The sequence below is a fragment of the Monashia sp. HAY1-2A genome (genome assembly GCF_056755315.1).
The window spans coordinates 22,809-43,717 of the sequence record NZ_JBNDHY010000018.1; the positions used below are offsets into that span (position 1 = coordinate 22,809).

19 protein-coding genes are annotated in these 20,909 nt (G+C 72.4%); 5 read left to right on the plus strand and 14 right to left on the minus strand.

Translation table 11 applies throughout. The features are described 5' to 3' along the window. Positions 1-10 precede the first annotated feature (10 nt). Positions 11-1,465 (plus strand): YncE family protein, encoded by a 1,455-nt coding sequence (locus tag ACPYOM_RS04500; RefSeq protein ID WP_481345047.1) that lies wholly within the window; start codon positions 11-13, stop codon positions 1,463-1,465. Next, the gene (locus ACPYOM_RS04505) at positions 1,462-2,538 is read left to right on the plus strand and encodes a cytochrome c oxidase assembly protein (RefSeq protein ID WP_481345048.1); all 1,077 of its coding nucleotides are present in this window, start codon (positions 1,462-1,464) and stop codon (positions 2,536-2,538) included. Before ACPYOM_RS04500 ends, ACPYOM_RS04505 begins: the two co-directional genes overlap by 4 nt. 124 nt (positions 2,539-2,662) lie before the next feature. Here ACPYOM_RS04505 and ACPYOM_RS04510 read toward each other — a convergent pair whose 3' ends face one another. Together ACPYOM_RS04510 and rpsO are read right to left on the minus strand one after the other, a co-directional pair. Next, complete coding sequence (locus tag ACPYOM_RS04510; RefSeq protein WP_481345049.1) at positions 2,663-4,936, minus strand: polyribonucleotide nucleotidyltransferase; 2,274 nt, start codon at positions 4,934-4,936, stop codon at positions 2,663-2,665. A 186-nt stretch (positions 4,937-5,122) separates the two neighbouring features. Beyond that, positions 5,123-5,392 (minus strand): 30S ribosomal protein S15, encoded by a 270-nt coding sequence (gene rpsO / locus ACPYOM_RS04515; RefSeq protein WP_076261108.1) that lies wholly within the window; start codon positions 5,390-5,392, stop codon positions 5,123-5,125. A gap of 242 nt (positions 5,393-5,634) precedes the next feature. Between rpsO and ACPYOM_RS04520 the strand changes: the two genes are divergently transcribed. Further along, positions 5,635-5,790 carry a DUF6131 family protein gene (locus tag ACPYOM_RS04520; protein WP_481340542.1) on the plus strand — a complete coding sequence of 52 codons (156 nt, stop codon included), beginning with the start codon at positions 5,635-5,637 and terminating at the stop codon, positions 5,788-5,790. 102 nt (positions 5,791-5,892) lie between these two features. On the opposite strand, the gene lpdA is transcribed toward ACPYOM_RS04520, so the two are convergent. Next, positions 5,893-7,290 (minus strand): dihydrolipoyl dehydrogenase, encoded by a 1,398-nt coding sequence (gene lpdA / locus ACPYOM_RS04525; protein ID WP_481340544.1) that lies wholly within the window; start codon positions 7,288-7,290, stop codon positions 5,893-5,895. Positions 7,291-7,487: 197 nt separating this feature from the next. Here lpdA and ACPYOM_RS04530 point away from each other — a divergent pair, with 197 nt between their 5' ends. Further along, a complete protein-coding gene (locus ACPYOM_RS04530) occupies positions 7,488-7,793 on the plus strand; it encodes a DUF3311 domain-containing protein (RefSeq protein WP_481340546.1) in 306 nt (101 codons plus the stop codon). Then, complete coding sequence (mctP, locus tag ACPYOM_RS04535) at positions 7,790-9,439, plus strand: monocarboxylate uptake permease MctP (protein ID WP_481340548.1); 1,650 nt, start codon at positions 7,790-7,792, stop codon at positions 9,437-9,439. Before ACPYOM_RS04530 ends, mctP begins: the two co-directional genes overlap by 4 nt. 124 nt (positions 9,440-9,563) lie before the next feature. Here the strand turns inward: mctP and ACPYOM_RS04540 are convergent, their stop codons facing one another. The 11 genes from ACPYOM_RS04540 to ACPYOM_RS04590 form a co-directional block, all read right to left on the minus strand. Next, complete coding sequence (locus tag ACPYOM_RS04540) at positions 9,564-10,700, minus strand: FUSC family protein (protein WP_481345050.1); 1,137 nt, start codon at positions 10,698-10,700, stop codon at positions 9,564-9,566. Positions 10,701-10,724: 24 nt separating this feature from the next. After that, positions 10,725-12,755: a peptidoglycan D,D-transpeptidase FtsI family protein gene (locus ACPYOM_RS04545; protein WP_481345051.1), complete on the minus strand. Its 2,031-nt coding sequence runs from the start codon at positions 12,753-12,755 to the stop codon at positions 10,725-10,727. Continuing rightward, positions 12,752-13,252, minus strand: a complete 501-nt coding sequence (locus tag ACPYOM_RS04550; protein ID WP_481345052.1) for a rod shape-determining protein MreD — start codon at positions 13,250-13,252, stop codon at positions 12,752-12,754. The genes ACPYOM_RS04545 and ACPYOM_RS04550 overlap by 4 nt, the downstream gene beginning before the upstream one ends. Then, entirely contained in the window at positions 13,249-14,139 is an 891-nt protein-coding gene (mreC, locus tag ACPYOM_RS04555; protein ID WP_481345053.1) for a rod shape-determining protein MreC, read from the minus strand. The genes ACPYOM_RS04550 and mreC overlap by 4 nt, the downstream gene beginning before the upstream one ends. Positions 14,140-14,155: 16 nt before the next feature. After that, complete coding sequence (gene mreB, locus ACPYOM_RS04560; RefSeq protein WP_481345054.1) at positions 14,156-15,187, minus strand: rod shape-determining protein MreB; 1,032 nt, start codon at positions 15,185-15,187, stop codon at positions 14,156-14,158. Between the two features lie 115 nt (positions 15,188-15,302). Continuing rightward, positions 15,303-15,725, minus strand: coding sequence for a nucleoside-diphosphate kinase (ndk, locus tag ACPYOM_RS04565; protein WP_481340560.1), 423 nt, complete (start codon positions 15,723-15,725; stop codon positions 15,303-15,305). Next, positions 15,722-16,147 carry a DUF4233 domain-containing protein gene (locus tag ACPYOM_RS04570; protein ID WP_481345055.1) on the minus strand — a complete coding sequence of 142 codons (426 nt, stop codon included), beginning with the start codon at positions 16,145-16,147 and terminating at the stop codon, positions 15,722-15,724. Before ACPYOM_RS04570 ends, ndk begins: the two co-directional genes overlap by 4 nt. 132 nt (positions 16,148-16,279) lie before the next feature. Further along, positions 16,280-16,726, minus strand: coding sequence for a hypothetical protein (locus ACPYOM_RS04575; RefSeq protein WP_481340564.1), 447 nt, complete (start codon positions 16,724-16,726; stop codon positions 16,280-16,282). Positions 16,727-16,755: 29 nt separating this feature from the next. Further along, the gene (locus ACPYOM_RS04580; protein ID WP_481340592.1) at positions 16,756-18,093 is read right to left on the minus strand and encodes a bifunctional folylpolyglutamate synthase/dihydrofolate synthase; all 1,338 of its coding nucleotides are present in this window, start codon (positions 18,091-18,093) and stop codon (positions 16,756-16,758) included. Between the two features lie 53 nt (positions 18,094-18,146). Next, positions 18,147-18,764, minus strand: coding sequence for an N-acetyltransferase family protein (locus tag ACPYOM_RS04585; RefSeq protein ID WP_481345056.1), 618 nt, complete (start codon positions 18,762-18,764; stop codon positions 18,147-18,149). Between the two features lie 74 nt (positions 18,765-18,838). Beyond that, positions 18,839-20,909: class I tRNA ligase family protein (locus ACPYOM_RS04590; protein ID WP_481345057.1), on the minus strand; the 2,071-nt coding region annotated here is incomplete at its 5' end.

Below are 20,909 nucleotides of genomic sequence, written 5' to 3' on the forward strand. Positions count from 1 at the left end.
GCATCCGCCCGTGACGACCGACCCGGCCGCCCCGCACCGTCCTGACACCGTCGACGCCGCGCCCGTCGGCACCGTCCGCGCCGCCGTCCCCGCCGCCGTCGGGCTCGCGGACGACCCGGTCTCTGCCGCCACCCGGCGAGCCCGCCTGGGCGCGGTGGCGCTCGCGGTCGTGCTGCTCGGCTCGGCCTGCTCGGCGGTGGGCGCCGCGCCGGGCGCCGAGGCACCCAGCTCGGGGCCCACGTCAGCACCCACGTCGGGACCCACGTCGGTCCCCTCCGCCACCCCCACGACGGCGTCCACCGCGACGATGCCGGCCGGGTCGTCGCCCCACCCGTCGGGCTCGCCCTCGTCGGGGGCCACGGCCGGCGCCACGGCACCCGGCGTGGGACTCACCCCGCCGTACGCGCGCACGGGCGCCGGTGACCTCGCGCCCGCGGCCCGCGCGGCGCGGCCTCTCGTGTACGTGCCGGACCAGGTGGCGGGGCTCGTGCAGGTCATCGACCCGCGCACCTACCGGGTCGTGTCGACGCGGCGTGTCCCCGCCTCGCCGGAGCACGTCGTGCCGTCGTGGGACCTCACCCGACTGTGGGTCAACTCCGACCGGGGCAACGCCCTGACGCCGATCGACCCGCGGACGGGTGTCGTGGGCCACCCGGTCGGGGTGCGCGACCCGTACAACCTCTACTTCACCCCGGACGGCCGGTACGCGCTCGTCCTCGCCTCGCGGTTCCACGCCGTCGACGTGCGCGACGCCCGCACGATGCGCCTCGTCCGGTCGCTCCCGGTGCCGGCGTGCGCCGGGGTCAACCACGCGGACTTCACGGCCGACCTGCGGGCGTTCGTGGCCAGCTGCGAGTTCAGCGGCCGCCTGCTCGTCGTCGACGCCGCGGCCACCCGGGTGCTGAAGGTCATCGACCTCAACCACGTGCGCACCCCGGGCGCCACCCCCGCGACGGGCCCGGGGAGCATGGCGGGGCCCCGGGCGGGACTGCTCAGGGGCGCGACGGCGATGCCGCAGGACGTCCGGCTCACGCCGGACGGCCGGTGGTTCATGGTCGCCGACATGCTCCGCAACGGCGTGTGGTTCGTCGACGCGCGCACCTTCCGGCTCGACCACTTCGTCCACACGGGGCTCGGCGCGCACGGCATCTACCCCTCGCGCGACGCATTTCGGGTCTTCGTCTCCAACCGGGACGCCGGGACGGTGACGGTCTTCGACGCGACGACGGACCGGCCCGCCACGACGTGGCGGCTGCCGGCGCACGCCACGCCCGACATGGGCGGCGTCAGCGCCGACGGCTCGCAGCTGTGGCTGAGCGGCCGGTACCGCTCCGAGGTCTACGTCATCGACACCGCGACGGGGCGCCTGCTGCACAGGATCCCCGTCGGCGCGGGGCCGCACGGCCTGCTCGTCTGGCCGCAGCCCGGCCGGTTCTCGCTGGGCCACACCGGGAACATGCGATGAGCACCTTCTCCCCCGCCGACCTCCTGACGGCCTGGACGCCCGACGCCGAGGGCCTCGTCCTCGTCGCGGTGGCGCTCGTGCCGTACGCGCTGCTCGTGCGGCGCGCGGCCCGAGCCGGGCTGCGTCCGTCCGGGTGGCGCGTCGCCCTCTACGTCGGCCTCGGCGTCGGCACGCTCGCGTACGCCACGTGCGGGCCGCCCGCAGTGCTCCGGGCCGACGTCTTCTGGTTGGGTGCCCTCCGGATCGGCGTGCTCGCGACCGTGACACCGGTGGGCCTGGCCCTCGGGGACCCCGTCGGCCTGCTGCGGCGGCTGCACCCCGACGGCGACCACGTGGCCCTGCGGCTGCTGCACGGACGCCTCGCGCGGGCGCTGACCTTCCCGGCCGTCAGCACCGTGCTCGCCACCGGGACCCTGCTCGTCGTCTTCGTGACACCGGTGTTCCTCCGGTCGGTGACGTCACGGCCGGTCGGGGTCGTCCTCGACCTCGTCCTGCTCGGGACGGGGCTGCTGTTCGTCGTACCCCTGCTGGCCGAGGACCTCCTGCCGGCCTGGGCGACGGCTCCGGTGCGGACCTTCCTCGCGTTCGTCGACGGCCTCCTCGACGCCGTCCCGGGCATCGTCGTCATGACCGCCCCGACGCTGCTCGCCCCGGGGTACCCCGGCTTCTCGCGCGCCGTGAGCGGGCTGGACCCGCTCCTCGACCAGCACCTCGGCGGCGGCGCGCTCCTCGCGGTGGCAGAGTCGGTGGGGCTGCCCGTCATCGCCGCGGTCTTCCTGGAGTGGGTCCGGACCGACGAGCGCGAGGCCCGCGAGGCGGACCGGCTCGCCGACGAGGCAGCCGGCGCGGGGGCGGCCCGGCTCGTCGGTGACCGGCCGGGCCTGTCCCCCGACACCTCGGCCGGACCCGCCACACGCTCCGCGCCCGCATCCGTCGCGACCCCCGCGACCGCTGCCACTCCGGCGGCGCCCGATGCCGGCGCCTCCGGCCTGTGGTGGGAGCAGGACGCCCGCTTCGCCGGGCGCTACCGCCGCGCCGAGCCCGCGGCGGGTCCCGACGACGTGGAGGGCTGACGGCGGGGCCGGCGCACCCGGCACTCCCCGCACACCCGGCAGACCCCGCACACGCGAGCGGCCCGCCACCCCGGTCGGGGTGACGGGCCGCTCGCGATCCGTGCGGGACCGGGGCCTGGTGAGGTCAGACCTCGGCCGTCTCGGCGTCGGCCGGGGCCACGTCCGCGGCCTCCTTGGCCTCGTCGGCCCCGCCCTTGGCCTCGTCCTCGGGGAGGACGGCGCCGAGCGAGAGCTTGCCGCGGGGGTCGATCTCCTTGAGCTCGACCTGGACCTTCTGGCCGACCTTGACGACGTCGTCGACGCTGTCGATCCGCTTGCCGCCGACGAGCTTGCGCACCTCGGAGATGTGCAGCAGGCCGTCCTTGCCGGGCAGCAGCGAGACGAACGCGCCGAAGGTCGTCGTCTTGACGACGGTGCCGAGGAAGCGCTCGCCGACCTCGGGCATCTGCGGGTTCGCGATGGCGTTGATCGCCGCGCGAGCCGCCTCCGCCGACGGGCCGTCGACCGCACCGATGAACACCGTGCCGTCGTCCTCGATCGAGATGTCGGCGCCCGTGTCGTCCTGGATCTGGTTGATCATCTTGCCCTTCGGGCCGATGACCTCACCGATCTTGTCGACGGGGACCTTCACCGTGATGATGCGCGGCGCGTAGGGGCTCATCTCGTCGGGCACGTCGATGGCCTCGGCCATGACGTCGAGGATGTGCAGTCGCGCGTCGCGGGCCTGGGTCAGCGCGCCGGCCAGGACCGACGCCGGGATGCCGTCGAGCTTCGTGTCGAGCTGGATCGCCGTCACGAACTCCTTGGTGCCCGCGACCTTGAAGTCCATGTCGCCGAAGGCGTCCTCGGCGCCGAGGATGTCGGTGAGCGCGGCGTACCGCGTCTCGCCGTCGACCTCGTCGGAGACGAGACCCATCGCGATGCCGGCGACCGGCGCGCGCAGCGGCACACCGGCGTTGAGCAGCGACAGCGTCGAGGCGCAGACCGAGCCCATCGACGTCGAGCCGTTCGAGCCGAGGGCCTCGGACACCTGGCGGATCGCGTACGGGAACTCCTCGCGCGTCGGCAGGACGGGCATGAGCGCCCGCTCGGCCAGCGCGCCGTGACCGATCTCGCGACGCTTCGGCGACCCGACACGACCGGTCTCACCGGTGCTGTAGGGCGGGAAGTTGTAGTTGTGCATGTAGCGCTTGCGCGTCACCGGCGAGAGCGTGTCGAGCTGCTGCTCCATCTTGAGCATGTTCAGCGTCGTCACCCCCATGATCTGGGTCTCGCCACGCTCGAAGATCGCCGAGCCGTGCACGCGCGGCAGGACCTCGACCTCGGCGCCGAGGGCGCGGATGTCCTTCAGGCCCCGGCCGTCGATGCGGACCTCGTCGCGCAGGATGCGCTGACGCACCAGCTGCTTCTGCAGCGAGCGGAACGCGGCGGAGATCTCCTTCTCGCGGCCCTCGAACTGGGCGGCGAGCTGCTCCTTGACGGAGGCCTTGATCTCGTCGAGGCGCTCCTCGCGCTCCTGCTTGCCGGCGATGGTCAGCGCCTGGGCGGTGTCGGCCGACACGGCGGCCTCGACGGCGGCGTAGGCGTCGTCCTCGTAGTCGAGGAAGACGGGGAACTCCTCGACCGGCTTGGCGGCCTTGGAGGCGAGCTCGGCCTGGGCCTCGCACAGCTGCTTGATGAACTTCTTGGAGGCCTCGAGGCCCTCGGCCACGACCTCCTCGGTCGGAGCCTGCTTGCCCTCGTTGCGGACGAGGTCCCACGTCGACTCGGTGGCCTCGGCCTCGACCATCATGATCGCGACGTCGTCACCATTCGAACCCGGCACCACGCGACCGGCGACGACCATGTCGAAGGTCGAGCGCTCGATGTCGGAGAAGTTCGGGAAGGCGACCCACTGGCCGTCGATGAGCGAGACCCGCACGCCACCGATGGGGCCGGAGAACGGCAGGCCGGAGATCTGCGTCGAGGCGCTCGCGGCGTTGATGGCGAGCACGTCGTACTGGTGGTCGGGGTTCAGCGAGAACACCGAGATGATGACCTGGACCTCGTTGCGCAGCCCCTTCTTGAAGGTCGGGCGCAGCGGCCGGTCGATGAGGCGGCAGGTGAGGATCGCCTCGGTCGAGGGGCGACCCTCGCGGCGGAAGAAGCTGCCGGGGATCTTGCCGATGGCGTACATCCGCTCTTCGACGTCGACCGTCAGCGGGAAGAAGTCGAACTGGTCCTTCGGCTGCTTGCCGGCCGAGGTCGTCGACAGGAGCATCGTGTCGTCGTCCAGGTAGGCGACGACGGCTCCACCGGCCTGCTTGGCCAGGCGCCCGGTCTCGAACCGGACGGTGCGGGTGCCGAAGCTGCCGTTGTCGATGACGGCCTCGGCGAAGGTGATGTCTGGACCCTCCATGTGGGCCCTCGCTTTCTTTTTCTCATGTAGCCGGTGCACATCGTCGTTGTGTGCCCGGTTTGTCTTCTGTGTACTGCCACGAGCCGGGTGGCCCGCGGGTGCGCTCGGCGTCGGAGCCCGACCCGGCCGCACCTACGACGAAAGGCGGTCACCGCGCACGCGCGGGGACCGCCTTTCGTCACATCGTCATCGACGCAGGCCGAGTCGCTTGATCAGCGAACGGTAGCGCTCGATGTCGGTGGTCTCGAGGTAGCGCAGCATCCGCTTGCGCTGGCCCACGAGCAGGAGCAGACCACGACGGCTGTGGTGGTCGTGCTTGTGCGCGCGGGCGTGCTCGGTGAGGTCCTTGATGCGCTGGGTGAGCAGCGCGACCTGCACCTCGGGGGAGCCGGTGTCGCCCTCCTTGGTGGCGTACTCGGCCATGATCTTCTTCTTGACGTCAGCGTCCAGGGGCATGGATGACCGACTCCTTCTTCACTCGTTGCGCGGTGCGCCAGGGCATGTCCACCTGGGCTCTCTCGTTCCGCGGCCGGAACACGGCGTCTCAAAGACTAACAGCGCAGGCCACCGCGCACTAATCGGCGCCGGCGGGGGCCCGCTTGACCGATTCGTGACCAGTGCCTGCGTTCCTCCTGTGACCGTGCCGGGTACGACATGGTCGTCTCGGGGAAACCTCTCGTAAGGAGCGAAGCGACACCATGATCATTCTCGGACTGATCCTGCTGATCGTCGGGCTGCTCGCCAAGATCAGCATCCTCACGACGATCGGCATCATCCTGCTCGTCGTCGGCGCGGTCCTGTTCGTGCTCGGCGCCACCGGACGCGCTATCGGCGGACGCAAGCACTGGTACTGATCGGTCGCAGCAGACGTCGAAGGGCGCCCCATGGCTCACGCCGTGGGGCGCCCTTCGCGCGTCGGACGCGTCCCGTGACGGGACGCCTCGGAGGTCGAGGCCTCAGAGGTTGATCATGTGCCCCGCGATGCCCTCGATGGCCTCCTTCATGGCCTCGCTCAGGGTCGGGTGGGCGAAGACGTTGCGGGCCACCTCGTCGGCCGTGAGGTCCCACTGCTGGGCCAGCGTCAGGGCCGGGAGCAGCTCCGTGACCTCGGGGCCGATCATGTGGGCACCGAGCAGCTCGTTGTGCTCGGCGTCGGCGACGATCTTGACGAAGCCGACGCCCTCGGCCATGCCGCGTGCCTTGCCGTTGGCCGAGAAGGGGAAGCTGGCCGTCTTGACGTCGTAGCCCTTCTCCTTGGCCTGGGCCTCGGTGTATCCGAAGGAGGCGATCTGCGGCTGGCAGAAGGTCGCCCGCGGGATCATGTCGAAGTTCAGCTCCATCGTCTCGGCGTCCGCGATGGTCTCGGCGGCGACGACGCCCATGGCCTCGGCGGTGTGCGCCAGCATGAGCTTGGCGGTGACGTCACCGATGGCGAAGACGTTGGGCACGCTGGTGCGCCCGCGGCCGTCGATCGCGACGGCGCCGCGCTCGGTCATCTGCAGACCGAGGGACTCCAGGCCGTAGCCCTCGGTGCGCGGGGCGAAGCCGAAGGCGGCGAGGAACTTGTCGGCCTCGAGGACGGTCTCGTCTCCCCCGGCGGCCGGGGCCACCGTGACGCGCACGCCCGAGCCGGTGTCCTCGACGTTCTTGACGGCGGTCGAGAGCAGCACCGTGACGCCGAGCTTCTTGTACTGGCGCAGCAGCTCCTTGGACACGTCGGGGTCCTCGGTCGGCACCATGCGGTCGAGGAACTCGACGATGGTGACGTCGACGCCGAAGTTCTTCATGACGTAGGCGAACTCGACGCCGATGGCGCCCGAGCCGCCGATGACGATCGAGCCCGGCAGGTCCGCGTCGAGGATCTGCTCCTCGTAGGTGACGACGTTGTCGCTGACCTGCATGCCGGGCAGCATCCGGACCTGGGCGCCGGTGGCGATGATGAGGTTGTCGAAGGTGACCGAGCGCGACGAGCCGTCGTTGAGCGCGACGTCCATCGAGGTCGCCGACGTGATCGTGCCCCAGCCGTCGATCTCCTCGATCTTGTTCTTCTTCATGAGATAGTGCACGCCCTTGGCGCTGGCGTCGGCCACCGAGCGGCTGCGCGAGTGCGTGGGCCCGTAGGACATCGTGGCCTCGCCCTCGATGCCGAAGGTCTTCTTCTCGTGCGTGATGATGTGCGCGATCTCCGCGTTGCGCAGCAGCGCCTTGCTCGGGATGCAGCCGACGTTGAGGCACACCCCACCCCAGTACTGCTTCTCCACGACGGCGACCTTCTTGCCCAGCTGCGCCGCGCGGATCGCCGCGACGTAGCCACCGGGACCGGCACCGAGCACAACGACATCGAAATCAGCCATGGGGGTCACCCTATCCGGGAGGCACCTTGGCCCCGACCGCGGTTCCGCCGACGCCGACCGCGAGGTCACGAACCGGGTGTCGTTCGCCAACAGTTCGGCATTCAACGGTGTCAGGGACCCCATTCCGGGGCACGCTGGGAGTACGTTCCTGACGCACGGCCGGACCGGTCCGGCCCCGACCAACGGAGGTCACCGTCGTGAGTTCCACTCCGCACCGCCACTCGGCTCCGCCGGCGAACAAGGGCCTGCTGGCCGTCGCCGGAGTTCTGCTCGCGATCCCGCTCGTCGCGCTGACGCTCGTCGGCACGTACGCCAAGGACGAGCCGCGCGTCGCCGGCTTCCCGTTCTTCATCTGGTACCAGTTCGTCTGGGTGGTCATCACCTCGGCGCTGACGTACACCGCCCACCGCCTCGTCCTCAAGGCCCGGCCGCACCGGCCGATGAACCCCGAGGGTGACGAGTACCTCGACGACGACACGACGACGGGTGGTGGGCTCCGATGAACCAGGGAGTCAACGGCATCGCCCTCGCCGTCCTCGTCTTCTTCTTCGTCGTCGTCGCGGCGGCCGGCTTCTGGGCGGCGCGCTGGCGGCGTCCGGCGAGCATGGAGAGCCTCGAGGAGTGGGGCCTCGGCGGCCGGACCTTCGGCACGTGGATCACGTGGTTCCTGCTCGGAGGCGACCTCTACACGGCGTACACGTTCGTCGCGGTTCCCGCGGCCATGTGGGCCTTCGGCGCCGTCAACGGCTTCTTCGCCGTGCCCTACACGATCGTGCTGTACCCGATCATCTTCGTCTTCATGTCCCGCCTCTGGTCCGTGTCGCACCGGCACGGCTACGTCACGCCGGCCGACTTCGTCCAGGGCCGTTCGGGTTCGCGCGTCCTGTCGCTCGCCGTGGCGGTCACCGGCTTCCTCGCGACGATGCCGTACATCGCCCTGCAGCTCGTCGGCATCCAGGCCGTCCTCGAGGTGGCGGGCGTCGGTGGCGGCGGCAACATCCTCGCCAAGGACGCGCCGATCTTCATCGCGTTCCTCGTGCTCGCGCTGTACACGTACACCTCGGGCCTGCGCGCGCCGGCGATCATCGCGTTCGTCAAGGACATCCTCATCTACCTCGTCATCATCGTCGCGGTCATCTACCTGCCCTCGAAGGTGGGCGGCTGGGGCCACATCTTCGACGCGGCCAAGCAGAAGATGACGACGACGACGAACGCCGCCACCGGCAGCCCGAACGTCTTCATCCCCGGGCCGAAGGCCTACTGGGCCTACGCGACGCTCGCCCTCGGGTCGGCGCTCGCGCTGTTCATGTACCCGCACTCGGTGACGGCCAGCCTGTCGGCCAAGAGCCGCACCACCATTCGCAAGAACGCCTCGATCCTGCCGGCGTACTCGTTCCTGCTCGGCCTCCTCGCGCTCCTCGGCTGGGTCGCGATCGCCGCCGGCACCAAGCCGGTCGGGCTCGACGGGAAGGTCAACGGACAGCTGGTGATCCCCCAGCTGTTCGAGGACATGTTCCCGTCGTGGTTCGCCGGCGTCGCTTTCGCCGCCATCGCGATCGGTGCGCTCGTTCCTGCCGCGATCATGTCGATCGCCGCCGCGAACACCTTCACGCGCAACGTCTACCGGGCCTGGCTGCGGCCGAACGCGACGATCGAGCAGGAGGCCAAGGTCAGCAAGATCACCTCGCTCGTCGTCAAGGCGTTCGCCCTGCTGTTCGTCCTCTTCCTCGACAAGAGCAACGCGATCAACTTCCAGCTCCTCGGCGGCATCTGGATCCTGCAGACCTTCCCGGCGCTCGTCTTCTACCTCTACACGCGCTGGTTCCACCGGTGGGCGCTGCTCGTCGGCTGGGCGGTGGGCATGGTGTACGGCACGCTCGCGGCGTACAACGTGACGAACAAGGCGACCGGTGCGCCCTTCGCCGGCTCGGTCGCGCAGATCCCGGTCATCGGCCAGCTGGGGTACATCGCGCTGACGGCGTTCGTCCTCAACGTCATCGTCGCCGCCGTGCTCACCCTGGTGTTCCGAGCCGCGAAGGCGCCCGAGGGGATCGACCAGACGATCCCGGCGGACTACTTCGCCGACGCCGGCGACCCGCGCGTCGAGAAGCTGCCGGCGACGCCGGAGCAGGCCGCGCAGTCCCGCTGACGGCCTCGACGCGTCGAGCAGGGGAGGGCCGGGTCCGGGCGACCCGGCCCTCCCGCTGGGTTCCCGCTCTTGCCGCCGACCCGCCGAGCTCGTGGCGGCGTGGTCGAGTCGGGTGTCGCCGGGCTCAGTCGCGGTCGCGCTCGGGAGGGATCGCGGCATGGGCGTCCTCCTCGCCGAGCCCGGCCACCTGGAGCAGGTCCACGACGAGCGAGCGCAGCTGGGCCAGGACGGTCTCGGACGCGAGGCTCGACGTTCGCGGCAGCTCCCCCGTGGCCGCGGCGACCTCGAGCAGGCCGCGCAGACCGACGGATGCGGCCGCGTTCTCGGACAGCGCCCGGGCCATGACGTCGTTGGCGTCGGCGAGGCGGCCGAGCAGCGCGCGGTAGCTGTCGGGCAGGTTCTCGCCCCGTGCCACCGAGATCGTCACCCGACGAACGAGCACGCGGGTGCTGCGCATGGCGATGTCGAGGGGCTCGACGAGCTCGGCCATGGACCGGACGCGCGGGGCGTGCCGGCGCCGCGACAGCGGTGAGCTCGTGATGACGGCAAGGCCCTCGTCGGCGGCCTGGCGCAGCTCGCGCAGCAGCGACTCGGTGCCGCGCGCCGACGCGAGCACCGAGGCCGCCGCGTCGACGTCACCCCCGGCGGCCAGGGTGGCCGCCTGCCGCAACAGCTCGCTGATCTTGGCGACGGCCTCGGAGGCCGCCACGCGGGGCCGGCGCAACGGCGCCTGCGGCACGACGACCGCGGCGACGAGAGCCACCGCACCACCGATGAGCGCGTCGGTCCAGCGTGACAGCGCCTGGCCCGGGCTCGCGGCGAGGGCGACGATGACGACGCTCTGCACCGCTGCCTGCGTCACGAGCAGCGGACCGCCGTCGAGCAGGACGGCGAAGGCCATCGAGAACAGCACGACGACGGTGATCTGCCACGGACCGCTGCCGGCGACGTGCACGAACACGTCGGCCGTGAAGACACCGACCGCCACCCCCACTGCGACCTCGAGCACGCGTCGGACCCGCTGCCCGTACGACATCCCGAGGCAGACGATGGCCACGATCGGGGCGAAGAACGGCGTCGCGTGCCCGACCAGGTCGTGCGCGACGAGCCACGCGACGCCTGCGGCCACCGAGCTCTGCAGGAGGAGGAACGCCCGGGACCGCAAGCGGGACAAGCGGGTCCGCACCGTGAGCCGGCTGCGACGCCAGGCCCGGTCGAGGGCCTCGACGACGGGCGCGTCGGTCCGCAGGTAGTCGTCCACGTCGGCCTCTCGGGTCCGGGTCGGTCACATCCTCAGGGCAAGGATGGCATCGAAGATCTCACGCACGGCGGGGGCCGCGACCCGCGACCCCGAACCGCCCTGGCTCACGACGACGGCGACGACGTACCTGGGCCGGGTCGTGGGGCCGTACCCGACGAACCACGCTGTGGCCTTCTTGCCGAACACCTCGCCGGTGCCGGTCTTGCCCGCGACGGGGTACCGGTCCTGCGGGAAGCCGGCGAACGCGGTCCCGGCCGACCCGCCCGGGCGCGTCACGTCGCCGAGGGCGGCCCGGACGTACGCCCCGACGTCGCGGCGCAGCGGCACGGTGCCGACCCGTCGGGGCGCGATGGGCGTCGTGGTCCCGTCGGCCGCTCGGTAGCCGGCCGCGACCTGGGGCTGCCACAGTGTGCCGCCGTTGGCGAGCGCGGCGTAGACGGTCGCCATCTGGAGCGGGGTCACGGCCGTGTCCCCTTGTCCGATGGAGAAGTTGACGGCGTCGCCGGCTCGGTACTCGTAGCCGCTCGCGCAGTTCTCCCGCGCCAGGCGGGTCAGGTAAGCAGCCCGGGCCCGGTCGGTGCGGGCGACCTCGGGGTAGCCGGTGCCGGCCCGACGACAGGTGGTCTCGCGCGTGGCGGCCCACGTCGCCTCCTTCCACTGCCGGTCGGCGACGCGTCCGGCGGACTCCCCCGGCAGGTCGACGCCGGTGCGCCGGCCGAGGCCGAACGCCCGGGCCATGGACACGAACGGGTCAGGCGCGGTGACCGGCGCGGTGAGACCGCCCTGCGCGCGCCACGCCTCGTACGCCAGGCGGTAGAAGACCGTGTCGCAGGAGACGACGAGCGTCCGGTGCAGGTCGATGGGCCCGTAGCCCCGGGACTCGAAGTTGTGGAACACGTGGCCGTCGACGTCGAGGGCCGGGGAGCAGTCGTAGGTGCCGTCGAGCCGGGCACCGGACTGGACGGCGGCCGCGACCGAGATGACCTTGAAGGTCGACGCGGGCGGGAACGTCTGCGCCGTGAGCCGCGACGACAGCGGGACGCCGGCGGCCTCGCTCGTCAGCCCCGCCAGCTCGCGCGCGGTGATGCCACCGGTGAAGAGCCCGGGATCGTAGGTCGGGTGGCTCGCGGCCGCCACCACGGCACCGTTCGTGGCGTCGAGGACGACGGCGGCGCCGGCGTCGGCCGGCAGCCTCTGCGCCCGGGCCCGCCCGACGACCCGCGCGAGCGCGGCCTCGACCCGCGCCTGGAGGCGGGCGTCGACGTGGGTGACGACGTCACGCCCCGGCACCGGCGGGGTCCGCGAGACGATGCCCGTGACGATCCCGCGCGGGTCGACGGCGACGACCGTCGAGCCGTTCGCGCCGCGCAGCACGGCGTCGTACTGCTGCTCGAGTCCCGAGCGGCCGACGACGTCCTCGGCGTCGACCGTGCCGCCGCTGGAGGCGACCTCGGACGCGTCGGCCCTGGCGACCCAGCCGAGCAGGTGCGGCGCGAGTGCGCCATCCGGGTGCGGGTAGCCTCGAGCCGGCTCGGCACGCACACCGACACCCGGGTACCGCTCGGGCTGCTCGAGCAGGGTGAGCGCGCGGCGCTCGTCGACGCCGCCGGCCACCGGGACGGGCACGTACGGGGAGCCGTTGAAGCAGGCCGGCGCGCGCGGCGCACCCGCCGTGCCGCAGAGCATCGTCTTGCCCCAGAGGCGGTCGAAGGGCAGGCCGAGCCCGGCGGCCACGGACGCCACGAGCCTCCTGCCGCCGTCCCCGGCGCGGGCGAGGCTGGCCCGCTCGATCGTCACCGTGGTCGTGAAGGTGGTGGACGCCAGGGGCGCGCCGGTGCGGTCGAGGATGCGGCCGCGCAGGGCGTGCTCGGTGACGGTCCGGGTGTGGGCCGTGGTGGCCGCCCGCGCCAGCTGGGGCCCCTCGACGAGCTGCAGCTCGCCGAGGCGCCCGACGAGCAGGCCGAAGAGGACGACGACGAGCACGACGACGACACCGACGACCCCGGTCCGCGGGCGGGCCCGGAGGCGCCGCGCACGGTGCGGCCGCCCCCTCACCCGAGTCTCCGGCGCACCAGTGCGCGGTCGAGGGCGATGAGGACGGGCACGGCGACGAGCCCGACGGCCACGGTCGAGGCCAGGCGGGCAGCGCTGCCCGGGACGTCGACGCCGCGCTCGGCCACGAGCGCCATGACCGCGCGGACCAGGCCGACGACGGCTGCCGACGCCGCGAGTGCCGCGAGCGGCCGCAGGCCCGAGCGGGAGGCCGGGCTGGAGAAGAGGCCTGCGACGAGGCCCCCGACCGCGGTGACGAGCGGCACCAGGCCGAGCGGCGTGCTGACCGGCGGGACGAGCTGCACCGCCCACCCGGCCGCGAGGCCGACGAGGGCGCCGTGCACCGGACCCCGCAGGACGGCCGTCGTGGCGACCCCGATGAGGACGAGGTCGGGCACCCAGGCCCCGGGCACCCCCAGGCCGGGCAGCACGGTCGCCGCGACGAGGGCCGCGACGGCCACGTACCCCGCCCGGAGCACCCCGAGCAGCGTCGGCCTCACGGCGCCGCTGCCGTCGCGGACGGCTGCGTTCGTGCCGCCGACGCCACCCCGACGAGCCCCGGCCTCGCGCCCGGTTGCTGCGTGGCGCGCGGAGCGGTGCGCGGTCCGGGGACGAGCACGGCGACGATGTCGACGGCGTCGAGGTCGACGGCGGGCCGGACCGTCGCCGTCACGCTCAGGCCCCCGCTCGATGGGTCGACGTCGGTGACCGTACCGACGAGCACGCCTGCGGCATAAGGGCGTTGGTCGATGCTGCCCATTGTTCGCACGACGTCGCCGACGACGGCGGTCCCCGGCCGGACCAGCGACAGGGTCAGTGACCCACGGGGGCGTGCCTCGCGGTCGGCGGTCCCCGGCGCCGCCACCGTCGCGAGCATGCCGGCCGGACCGACTCGCACGCCGACGACCGATCCCGTGGACCCGAGCACCTGCACGTCGCTGGTCCAGGGCGACACCGACACCACACGCCCGACGAGGCCTTCGGCGGCCACGACCGTGGAGTCGGTCTCGACGCCGTCACGCGACCCGACGTCGATGGTGACGCGCCGGCCGCCGAGCGGGCCGAGAGCCGTGCCGACCACGCGCGCGGGCACGAAGGCGTGACCTGCAAGCGTCTCCGTCCCGAGGAGCGAACGGAGCCGGCCGAGCTCGTCGAGGGAGTGCTGCTGGTCGGCGACGACGGCGCGCAGCCGGGTGTTCTCCTCCTCGAGGCGGTCTCGGTCACTCCGCGACGGGCCCGCGAGGAGGCGCTGCACCGGCCCGAGCACGGCACCGGAGGCCCGGCGCACCGCGGCGGTCGCCGCGGAGCCGGCCAGGTCGGCGACGAGCAGCACGAGCGTCAGGGTCACGAGAGCCGCGAGGAGCCGGCGGCGAGCCGTGCCGGTCATGCTCGGGTGCTCGTCGTCACGGCCGGGCACGCGGGTCGCCGACGAGGACGCGCTCGAGGCTGGGGAAGTCGTCGACGCACCGGCCGGCGCCCCTCGCCACCGCTCGCAGGGGGTCGTCCGCGACGTGCACCGGCACGCCGAGCTCGTGCCGCATCCGCTCGTCGAGCCCGCGCAGCAGGGCTCCGCCGCCGGTCAGCGTGATGCCGCGGTCGACGATGTCGCCGGCGAGCTCGGGCGGGCAGACGTCGAGCGTGGCCCGCACCACCTCGATGATCTGCAGCACCGGTCCCTCGATGGCGCGGCGCACCTCGGCCGAGCCGACCTGGACGGTCCTGGGCAGGCCGGTGACGAGGTCGCGCCCGCGCAGGCGGGTGGTCAGCTCCTCGCGCAGCGGGAACACCGACCCGACGGCGACCTTGAGGTCCTCCGCGCTGCGCTCACCGAGCAGGAGGGAGTACTCGCTCTTGACGTGGCTGACGAGCGCCTCGTCGACCTCGTCGCCGGCGACACGCAGCGACGTCGACGTGACGATGCCGCCGAGGCTGATGACCGCGACGTCCGTCGTGCCGCCGCCGATGTCGACCACCATGCTGGCCGCCGTCTCGTGGACCGGGAGCCCGGCACCGATGGCGGCGGCCATCGGCTCCTCGACCATGTAGACCCGGCGGGCACCGCAGCGCGTCGCGGCGTCCTCGAGGGCCCGCCGCTCGACGCCGGTCACCTCGCTCGGCACGCAGAGGACCATCCGCGGCCGGACGAGACGGGACGTGCGCACCCGGTCGATGAACCAGCGCAGCATGCGCTCGGTCTCGTCGGCGTCGGACACGACGCCGTCGCGCAGGGGGCGGACGGCGCGGATGCTGCCCGGGGCGCGACCCAGCATCTCCTTGGCGCGGGCGCCGGCCGCGACCAGGCGTCCGGTGCCGGTCTCGACCGCCACGACGGACGGCTCCTCGAGGACGACGCCCCGTCCGCGGACGTGGATCAGCGTGTTCGCCGTCCCGAGGTCGACCGCGAGGTCGCGTCCCAGGGGCGGCCAGGTGCTCATGGCCGGGATTGTGTCTCGCCCCGGCGGCAGGACCGAGCCCATCCGGCGAGTGTCGCCGGATGCGTGACCTGCGGGGCCAGAGGGACCTGTGGGGCTCCGGGGAGCCCGCCGAGGGTCAGAGCCCGGGGAACCAGATGGCGACCTCGCGCGCGGCCGACTCCGGAGAGTCGGAGCCGTGCACGATGTTCTGCTGGACCTTCGTGCCCCAGTCGCGGCCGAGGTCGCCACGGATGGTGCCGGGGAGCGCCTCGGTGGGGTTGGTGGCACCGGCGAGGGCACGGAAGCCCTTGATGCAGTCCTGGCCCTCGATGACGACGGCGGCGACCGGTCCGGAGCTCATGAACTCGACGAGCGGCTCGTAGAACGGCTTGCCCTCGTGCTCGGCGTAGTGGGCGGCCAGCTGCTCGCGCGTTGGGGTGAGTACGGCGAGCCCGGCGAGGCAGTACCCCTTGGCCTCGATGCGGCGCAGCACCTCACCGGTGAGGCCACGGCGGAAGCCGTCGGGCTTGACGAGGACGAGAGAACGTTCCGAGGTCACCCGTCCACCCTATCGGCCGGGTCGGCCGCGCCCGTCGCGGCCTCCCGCTCGCGGCGGGCCATCTCCGCGTCGATCGAGGCGCCCTTGACGAGGCAGGTGACCCACAGGGCGAGGAAGAAGAGCCCGACGACGAGCATCATCGGCACGACGACCGCGCTGGCCAGGGTCAGCACCTGAACCGCCCAGCCGAGCGTCAGGCCGTACGGTCGACGCATCGAGCCGGCAGCCAGCACGCACAGCGCCGCGAGGCCGAACCCGACGACGAGGTAGGCCGTGCCTCGTCCCGGCTCGTCCGCGGCCGACGTCACGCCGCGGGCCACGAGCGCGCCGAGCAGGATGCACAGCGACTGGCCGCCCAGGACGGTGGCGAGCATGCGCCACGTGAACTTTCGGGTGGTGCCGTGCAGGCGGAGGGCGTTCATGGGTGTCGTCCTGTGTCGGTGATCGTCGGTGTCGTGGTCGGTGTCGTGGTCGGTCTCGTGGTCGGTGTCGTGGTCGGTGTCGTGGTCGGTGTCGTCGTCGAAGTCGGGCGCTGAGGGAGCGGACGGAGCGGCTCAGTAGTCCTGGGCGGTGTCCCACGTGCGGATGACGGCGCGGGCCTCGGCGCCGCTCGCGCCGGTGGCCTCCGCGTAGAGGCTCATGGCGTCCTCCCGGCGGCCGGAGCGGACGAGCTCGCTGATGCGGGCGCGCGCCTCGTCGGTCAGACGGCCGTCGGTGAAGGAGGCCGCGGCATCGCGCACCCCCGGGCCCCGTCCGGGGACGAACCACTGGTCGATGGCTCGCCTGGCGTCCGTGAGCGGTGCCCCCGTCGCCTCCCGGTAGACCTTGATGGCGTTGACCCGGTGTCCCGCGCTGATCTGGCGGCTGACGGTGGCCCGCACCTCGTCGGTGAGGCCGACCACCTGGCGGTCCGGGTCGCGGCGTCCGACGACACGCCCCCACAGCACGACGACGACCACGACGAGGGCGACGACGACCACGAGCTTGAAGAGGGGGTGCATGCGCCCAGCCTAGGTGGAGGGTCGCACCGTCAGACGTCGGTGTGACCGAGCAGCATCCTCACCTCGCCGGCCGTGATGACCGAGCCGGTGGCAACGACTCCGCCGCCCATGCCCTCCTGCTCCGCGAGGGTCACGGCCTGCTCGAGGGCGTCGGGCAGCGACGGGACCACCGTGACCCGCGAGTCGCCGAAGAGCTCGCGCGCCAGCTCGCCGAGCCGCTCGGGGTCGAGGGCGCGCGGTGACGTGCTGCGCGACACGACGACATGGTCGAGCGCCGGCTCCAGCACCTCCAGCAGGCCGACGGCGTCCTTGTCGGCGACGATGCCGACGAGCCCGACGAGACGGGTGAAGGTGAAGGACTCCTGCAGCGCTGCGACCAGGGAGCGCGCGCCGTGCGGGTTGTGCGCGGCGTCGACGAGGACGGTCGGCGAGCGACGGACCACCTCGAGACGACCGGGCGAGGTCATCGACGCGCAGGCGGTTCGCAGCACGTCGGTGTCGAGGGGCTGCGTCCCGCCGCCGAGGAACGCCTCGACCGCCGCGACGGCGGTGGCGAGGTTGCTCGCCTGGTGCGCGCCGTACAGCGGCAGGAACAGGTCGGGGTGGTCACCGGCGAGGCCGCGCAGCGACACCTGCTGCCCGCCGACGGCGACCTCACGTTCGAGCACGCCGAAGTCGTTGCCCTCGAACACGATCCCTGAACCACCGACCTCCTCGACGCGGTCGAGGAGGACGCGCGCCACGTCCTCGTCCTGGACCCCGGACACCGTGAACGAGTCGGCCTTGATGATGCCGCTCTTCTCCTCCGCGATGGCGACGACGTCATCGCCGAGGATGTGGGTGTGGTCGAGGTCGACCGGTGTCACCACGGCGACCTGGCCGTCGACGACGTTCGTGGCGTCCCAGGACCCGCCCAGCCCCACCTCGATGACGGCGACGTCGACCGGCGCGTCGGCGAACGCGGCGTACGCGACGGCGACCAGCACCTCGAAGAAGTTCATCCGGCGCCCGCCGTCGGCGAGGGAGCGCGCGTCGACGATCTCGACGAGAGGCGCTACGTCGTCGTAGGCCGCGATGAACTTGTCGCGCGGGATCGGTTTGCCGGACAGCGTGATCCGCTCCCGGATGTCGTGCAGGTGCGGCGAGGTGAACCGCCCGGTCGACAGACCGGTCTCGCGCAGGATGGCGTCGATCATCCGGCTCGTCGACGTCTTGCCGTTGGTGCCGGTCAGGTGGATCGAGGGGTAGGCGCGCTGCGGGTCGCCGGCCAGCTCCATGACGGCACGGATCCGCTCGAGCGAGGGACCGATGTCGTTCTCGGGGGCACGGGCGAGGATCTCCTCCTCGATCTCGCGGACGCGCTTCATCTCCGCGAGGTTGCGCGCGGCCTCGATGGCCGCGCCGTCGGGCCGCCCGCCGCTCACGACGCGTCCTCCGTCCCGGACGGGTCCTCCACGGCGAGGTCGCGACCGTCGACCTCCGCGTCGGTGAGGTGGGCGACCTCGGCGCCGTCGGTGGTCGCTGCGGGTCTCGGCAGCGGGCGTGCCATCCAGACGCTCACCGGCATGTCCGACCCGCCGGCCTCCCGGTGCGTCTCGGTGAAGCCGTGACGCGCGTAGAAGCGCGCCGCGCCCTCGTTGCCCTCGATGTGCGACAGGACGATGCGATCGTGGCCACCCTCGACGGCCCGCTCGACGACGGCGTCGAGCAGCCGCGAGCCGATGCCGCGCCCGTGGTGGTCGGGGAGCACGTAGAGCTTCCACAGGACGAAGTCGTCGTCCTGTGGGCCGAAGGTGGCCACGCCGACGACGTCGTCGCCCTCCAAGGCGACGATGGTGCGGCCCTTGCGGATCGAGGCCGCGACGACGTCGGTCGTCCACCACTTGGCCAGGCCCATGGCGACGTACTCCGGGCCGACGAGCGGCTCGTAGGTCGCGAGCCACGTGCGGTGCCCGACCGACAGCACGCCGGACAGGTCGTCGCCGACCGCCGGGCGCACCACGATGCCCTCCACGTCCGGCATGCCCTCCACGTCCACGCGGCCCTGGCTACCCTGGCGGCCCTGGCCGAGGCCCTCGCCGCGACCACCGTGCGTGCCCGTGCCAGCCGCGATCATCGCTTCTCCACGACGATCGTCGCGGTGTGGTCGTCGCCGACCACGACCCGCGTGCCCACCCCGTCGGGCAGGGCGTGCTCCGGGCCCGCCGACGCGAACTGAACGGCGAGGGTCTCGCCGACGATGAGGTCACGGTGGTCGACGGTCGCCTCGAACACCTCGGGCGAGCCCTGGATCGTCAGGCTGATGCGGTCGCTGACGTGCAGCCCGGCGTCGCGCCGCGCCTGCTGCACGGCGCGGACGAGGTCGCGGGCCACGCCCTCGGTGGCGAGGGCCGGCGTCACCGCGGTGTCGAGCACGACGAACCCGCCGCCGGGCAGCATCGCCGTCGCCGCGCTGTCGGCGCCGTCACCGGACACCACGGTCTCGAGGGCGTACTCCCCCTCGACGAGCGCGAGGCCACCGGACGTCACGACGCCGTCGGGCGAGACCGACCAGTCACCGGACTTGCTGCCCCGGATGGCCGCCTGGACGTCCTTGCCGAGGCGCGGGCCGGCGGCACGCGCGTTGACCGTGAGCCGCTGGGTCACGCCGAAGTCGGCCTCGCTCGCGGTGGCCAGGTCCACGAGCACCAGCTCCTTGACGTTGAGCTCGTCCTGCACGATGGAGCGGAACGGTTCGAGCGCCCCCGGCTCGGGCACGACGACGGTGAGGCCGCCGAGCGGCAGGCGTGCCCGCAGCTGGCGTGCCTTGCGCAGGCTCGACCCGACCGAGCAGACCTCCCGGGCCCGGTCCATGGCGAGGACGAGGTCGTGGTCGGCCGGCAGGTCGTCGACGAGCGGGTAGTCGGTCAGGTGCACCGACCGGCCGCCCGTGAGGCCACGCCAGATCTCCTCGGTGACCAGGGGCAGCAGCGGCGCGATGGCGCGCGTCACCGTCTCCAGGGCCGTGTAGAGCGTGTCGAAGGCCGCGAGGGACTCCTCGGTCTCGCCGCCCCAGAACCGGTCGCGCGAGCGCCGGATGTACCAGTTGGTCAGGACGTCGAGGAAGCCGCGCATGGTGTCGCAGGCCGCCGCGATCTCGTACGCGTCCAGCTGCTCGGTCATGTCGCCGACGAACTCGCGCAGCTTGGCGAGCAGGTAGCGGTCGAGCGCGTCGGTCGAGCCCGTCGACCACCTCGCCTCGTATCCCTCGCCGCCGCGTGCCGTGTTGGCGTAGAGCGCGAAGAACGACCAGGCGTTCCACAGCGGGATCATCACCTGCCGGACGCCGTCGCGGATCCCCTGCTCGGTGACGACGAGGTTGCCGCCGCGCAGGATCGGGCTGCTCATGAGGAACCAGCGCATCGCGTCGGCACCGTCGCGGTCGAAGACCTCCGTGACGTCCGGGTAGTTGCGCAGCGACTTGCTCATCTTCTGCCCGTCGGAGCCGAGGACGATCCCGTGGCTGACGCACGACTTGAACGCGGGCCGGTCGAAGAGAGCCGTCGCGAGGATGTGCAGCGTGTAGAACCAGCCGCGCGTCTGCCCGATGTACTCGACGATGAAGTCGCCGGGGAAGTGGTGCTCGAACCACTCCGCGTTCTCGAACGGGTAGTGCACCTGCGCGAAGCTCATCGACCCGGAGTCGAACCAGACGTCGAAGACCTCCTCGACGCGGCGCATCGTCGACGTCCCGGTCGGGTCGTCGGGGTTGGGACGCGTCAGCGAGTCGATGAACGGGCGGTGCAGGTCGGTGACCGTGACGCCGAAGTCGCGCTCGAGCTCCTCGAAGGACCCGTAGACGTCGACGCGGGGGTACTCCGGGTTGTCCGACTTCCACACCGGGATCGGGCTGCCCCAGAAACGGTTTCGTGAGATCGACCAGTCGCGGGCGTTGGCCAGCCACTTGCCGAACTGGCCGTCCTTGATGTGTGCGGGCGTCCACTCGATCTGCTGGTTGAGCTCGAGCATGCGCTCCTTGATCTTCGTGACCTCGACGAACCACGAGGACACCGCCATGTAGATGAGCGGCTGGCGGCAGCGCCAGCAGTGCGGGTAGCTGTGGTCGTAGGTCTCGCGACGCAGCAGCACCGTGCCGGGTGTGACCGAACCGGTGTCGCCCTCGCCGCGGGTGGCGGCCTTGAGG

Coding starts and splice junctions, on each gene's coding strand:
- ACPYOM_RS04505 (WP_481345048.1), top strand. CDS start 1,462: ATGAGCACCTTCTCCCCCGCCGACCTCCTGACGGCCTGGACGCCCGAC.
- ACPYOM_RS04510 (WP_481345049.1), bottom strand. CDS start 4,936: ATGGAGGGTCCAGACATCACCTTCGCCGAGGCCGTCATCGACAACGGC.
- rpsO (WP_076261108.1), bottom strand. CDS start 5,392: ATGCCCCTGGACGCTGACGTCAAGAAGAAGATCATGGCCGAGTACGCC.
- ACPYOM_RS04520 (WP_481340542.1), top strand. CDS start 5,635: ATGATCATTCTCGGACTGATCCTGCTGATCGTCGGGCTGCTCGCCAAG.
- lpdA (WP_481340544.1), bottom strand. CDS start 7,290: ATGGCTGATTTCGATGTCGTTGTGCTCGGTGCCGGTCCCGGTGGCTAC.
- mctP (WP_481340548.1), top strand. CDS start 7,790: ATGAACCAGGGAGTCAACGGCATCGCCCTCGCCGTCCTCGTCTTCTTC.
- mreC (WP_481345053.1), bottom strand. CDS start 14,139: ATGACCGGCACGGCTCGCCGCCGGCTCCTCGCGGCTCTCGTGACCCTG.
- mreB (WP_481345054.1), bottom strand. CDS start 15,187: ATGAGCACCTGGCCGCCCCTGGGACGCGACCTCGCGGTCGACCTCGGG.
- ACPYOM_RS04570 (WP_481345055.1), bottom strand. CDS start 16,147: ATGAACGCCCTCCGCCTGCACGGCACCACCCGAAAGTTCACGTGGCGC.
- ACPYOM_RS04575 (WP_481340564.1), bottom strand. CDS start 16,726: ATGCACCCCCTCTTCAAGCTCGTGGTCGTCGTCGCCCTCGTCGTGGTC.
- ACPYOM_RS04580 (WP_481340592.1), bottom strand. CDS start 18,093: ATGAAGCGCGTCCGCGAGATCGAGGAGGAGATCCTCGCCCGTGCCCCC.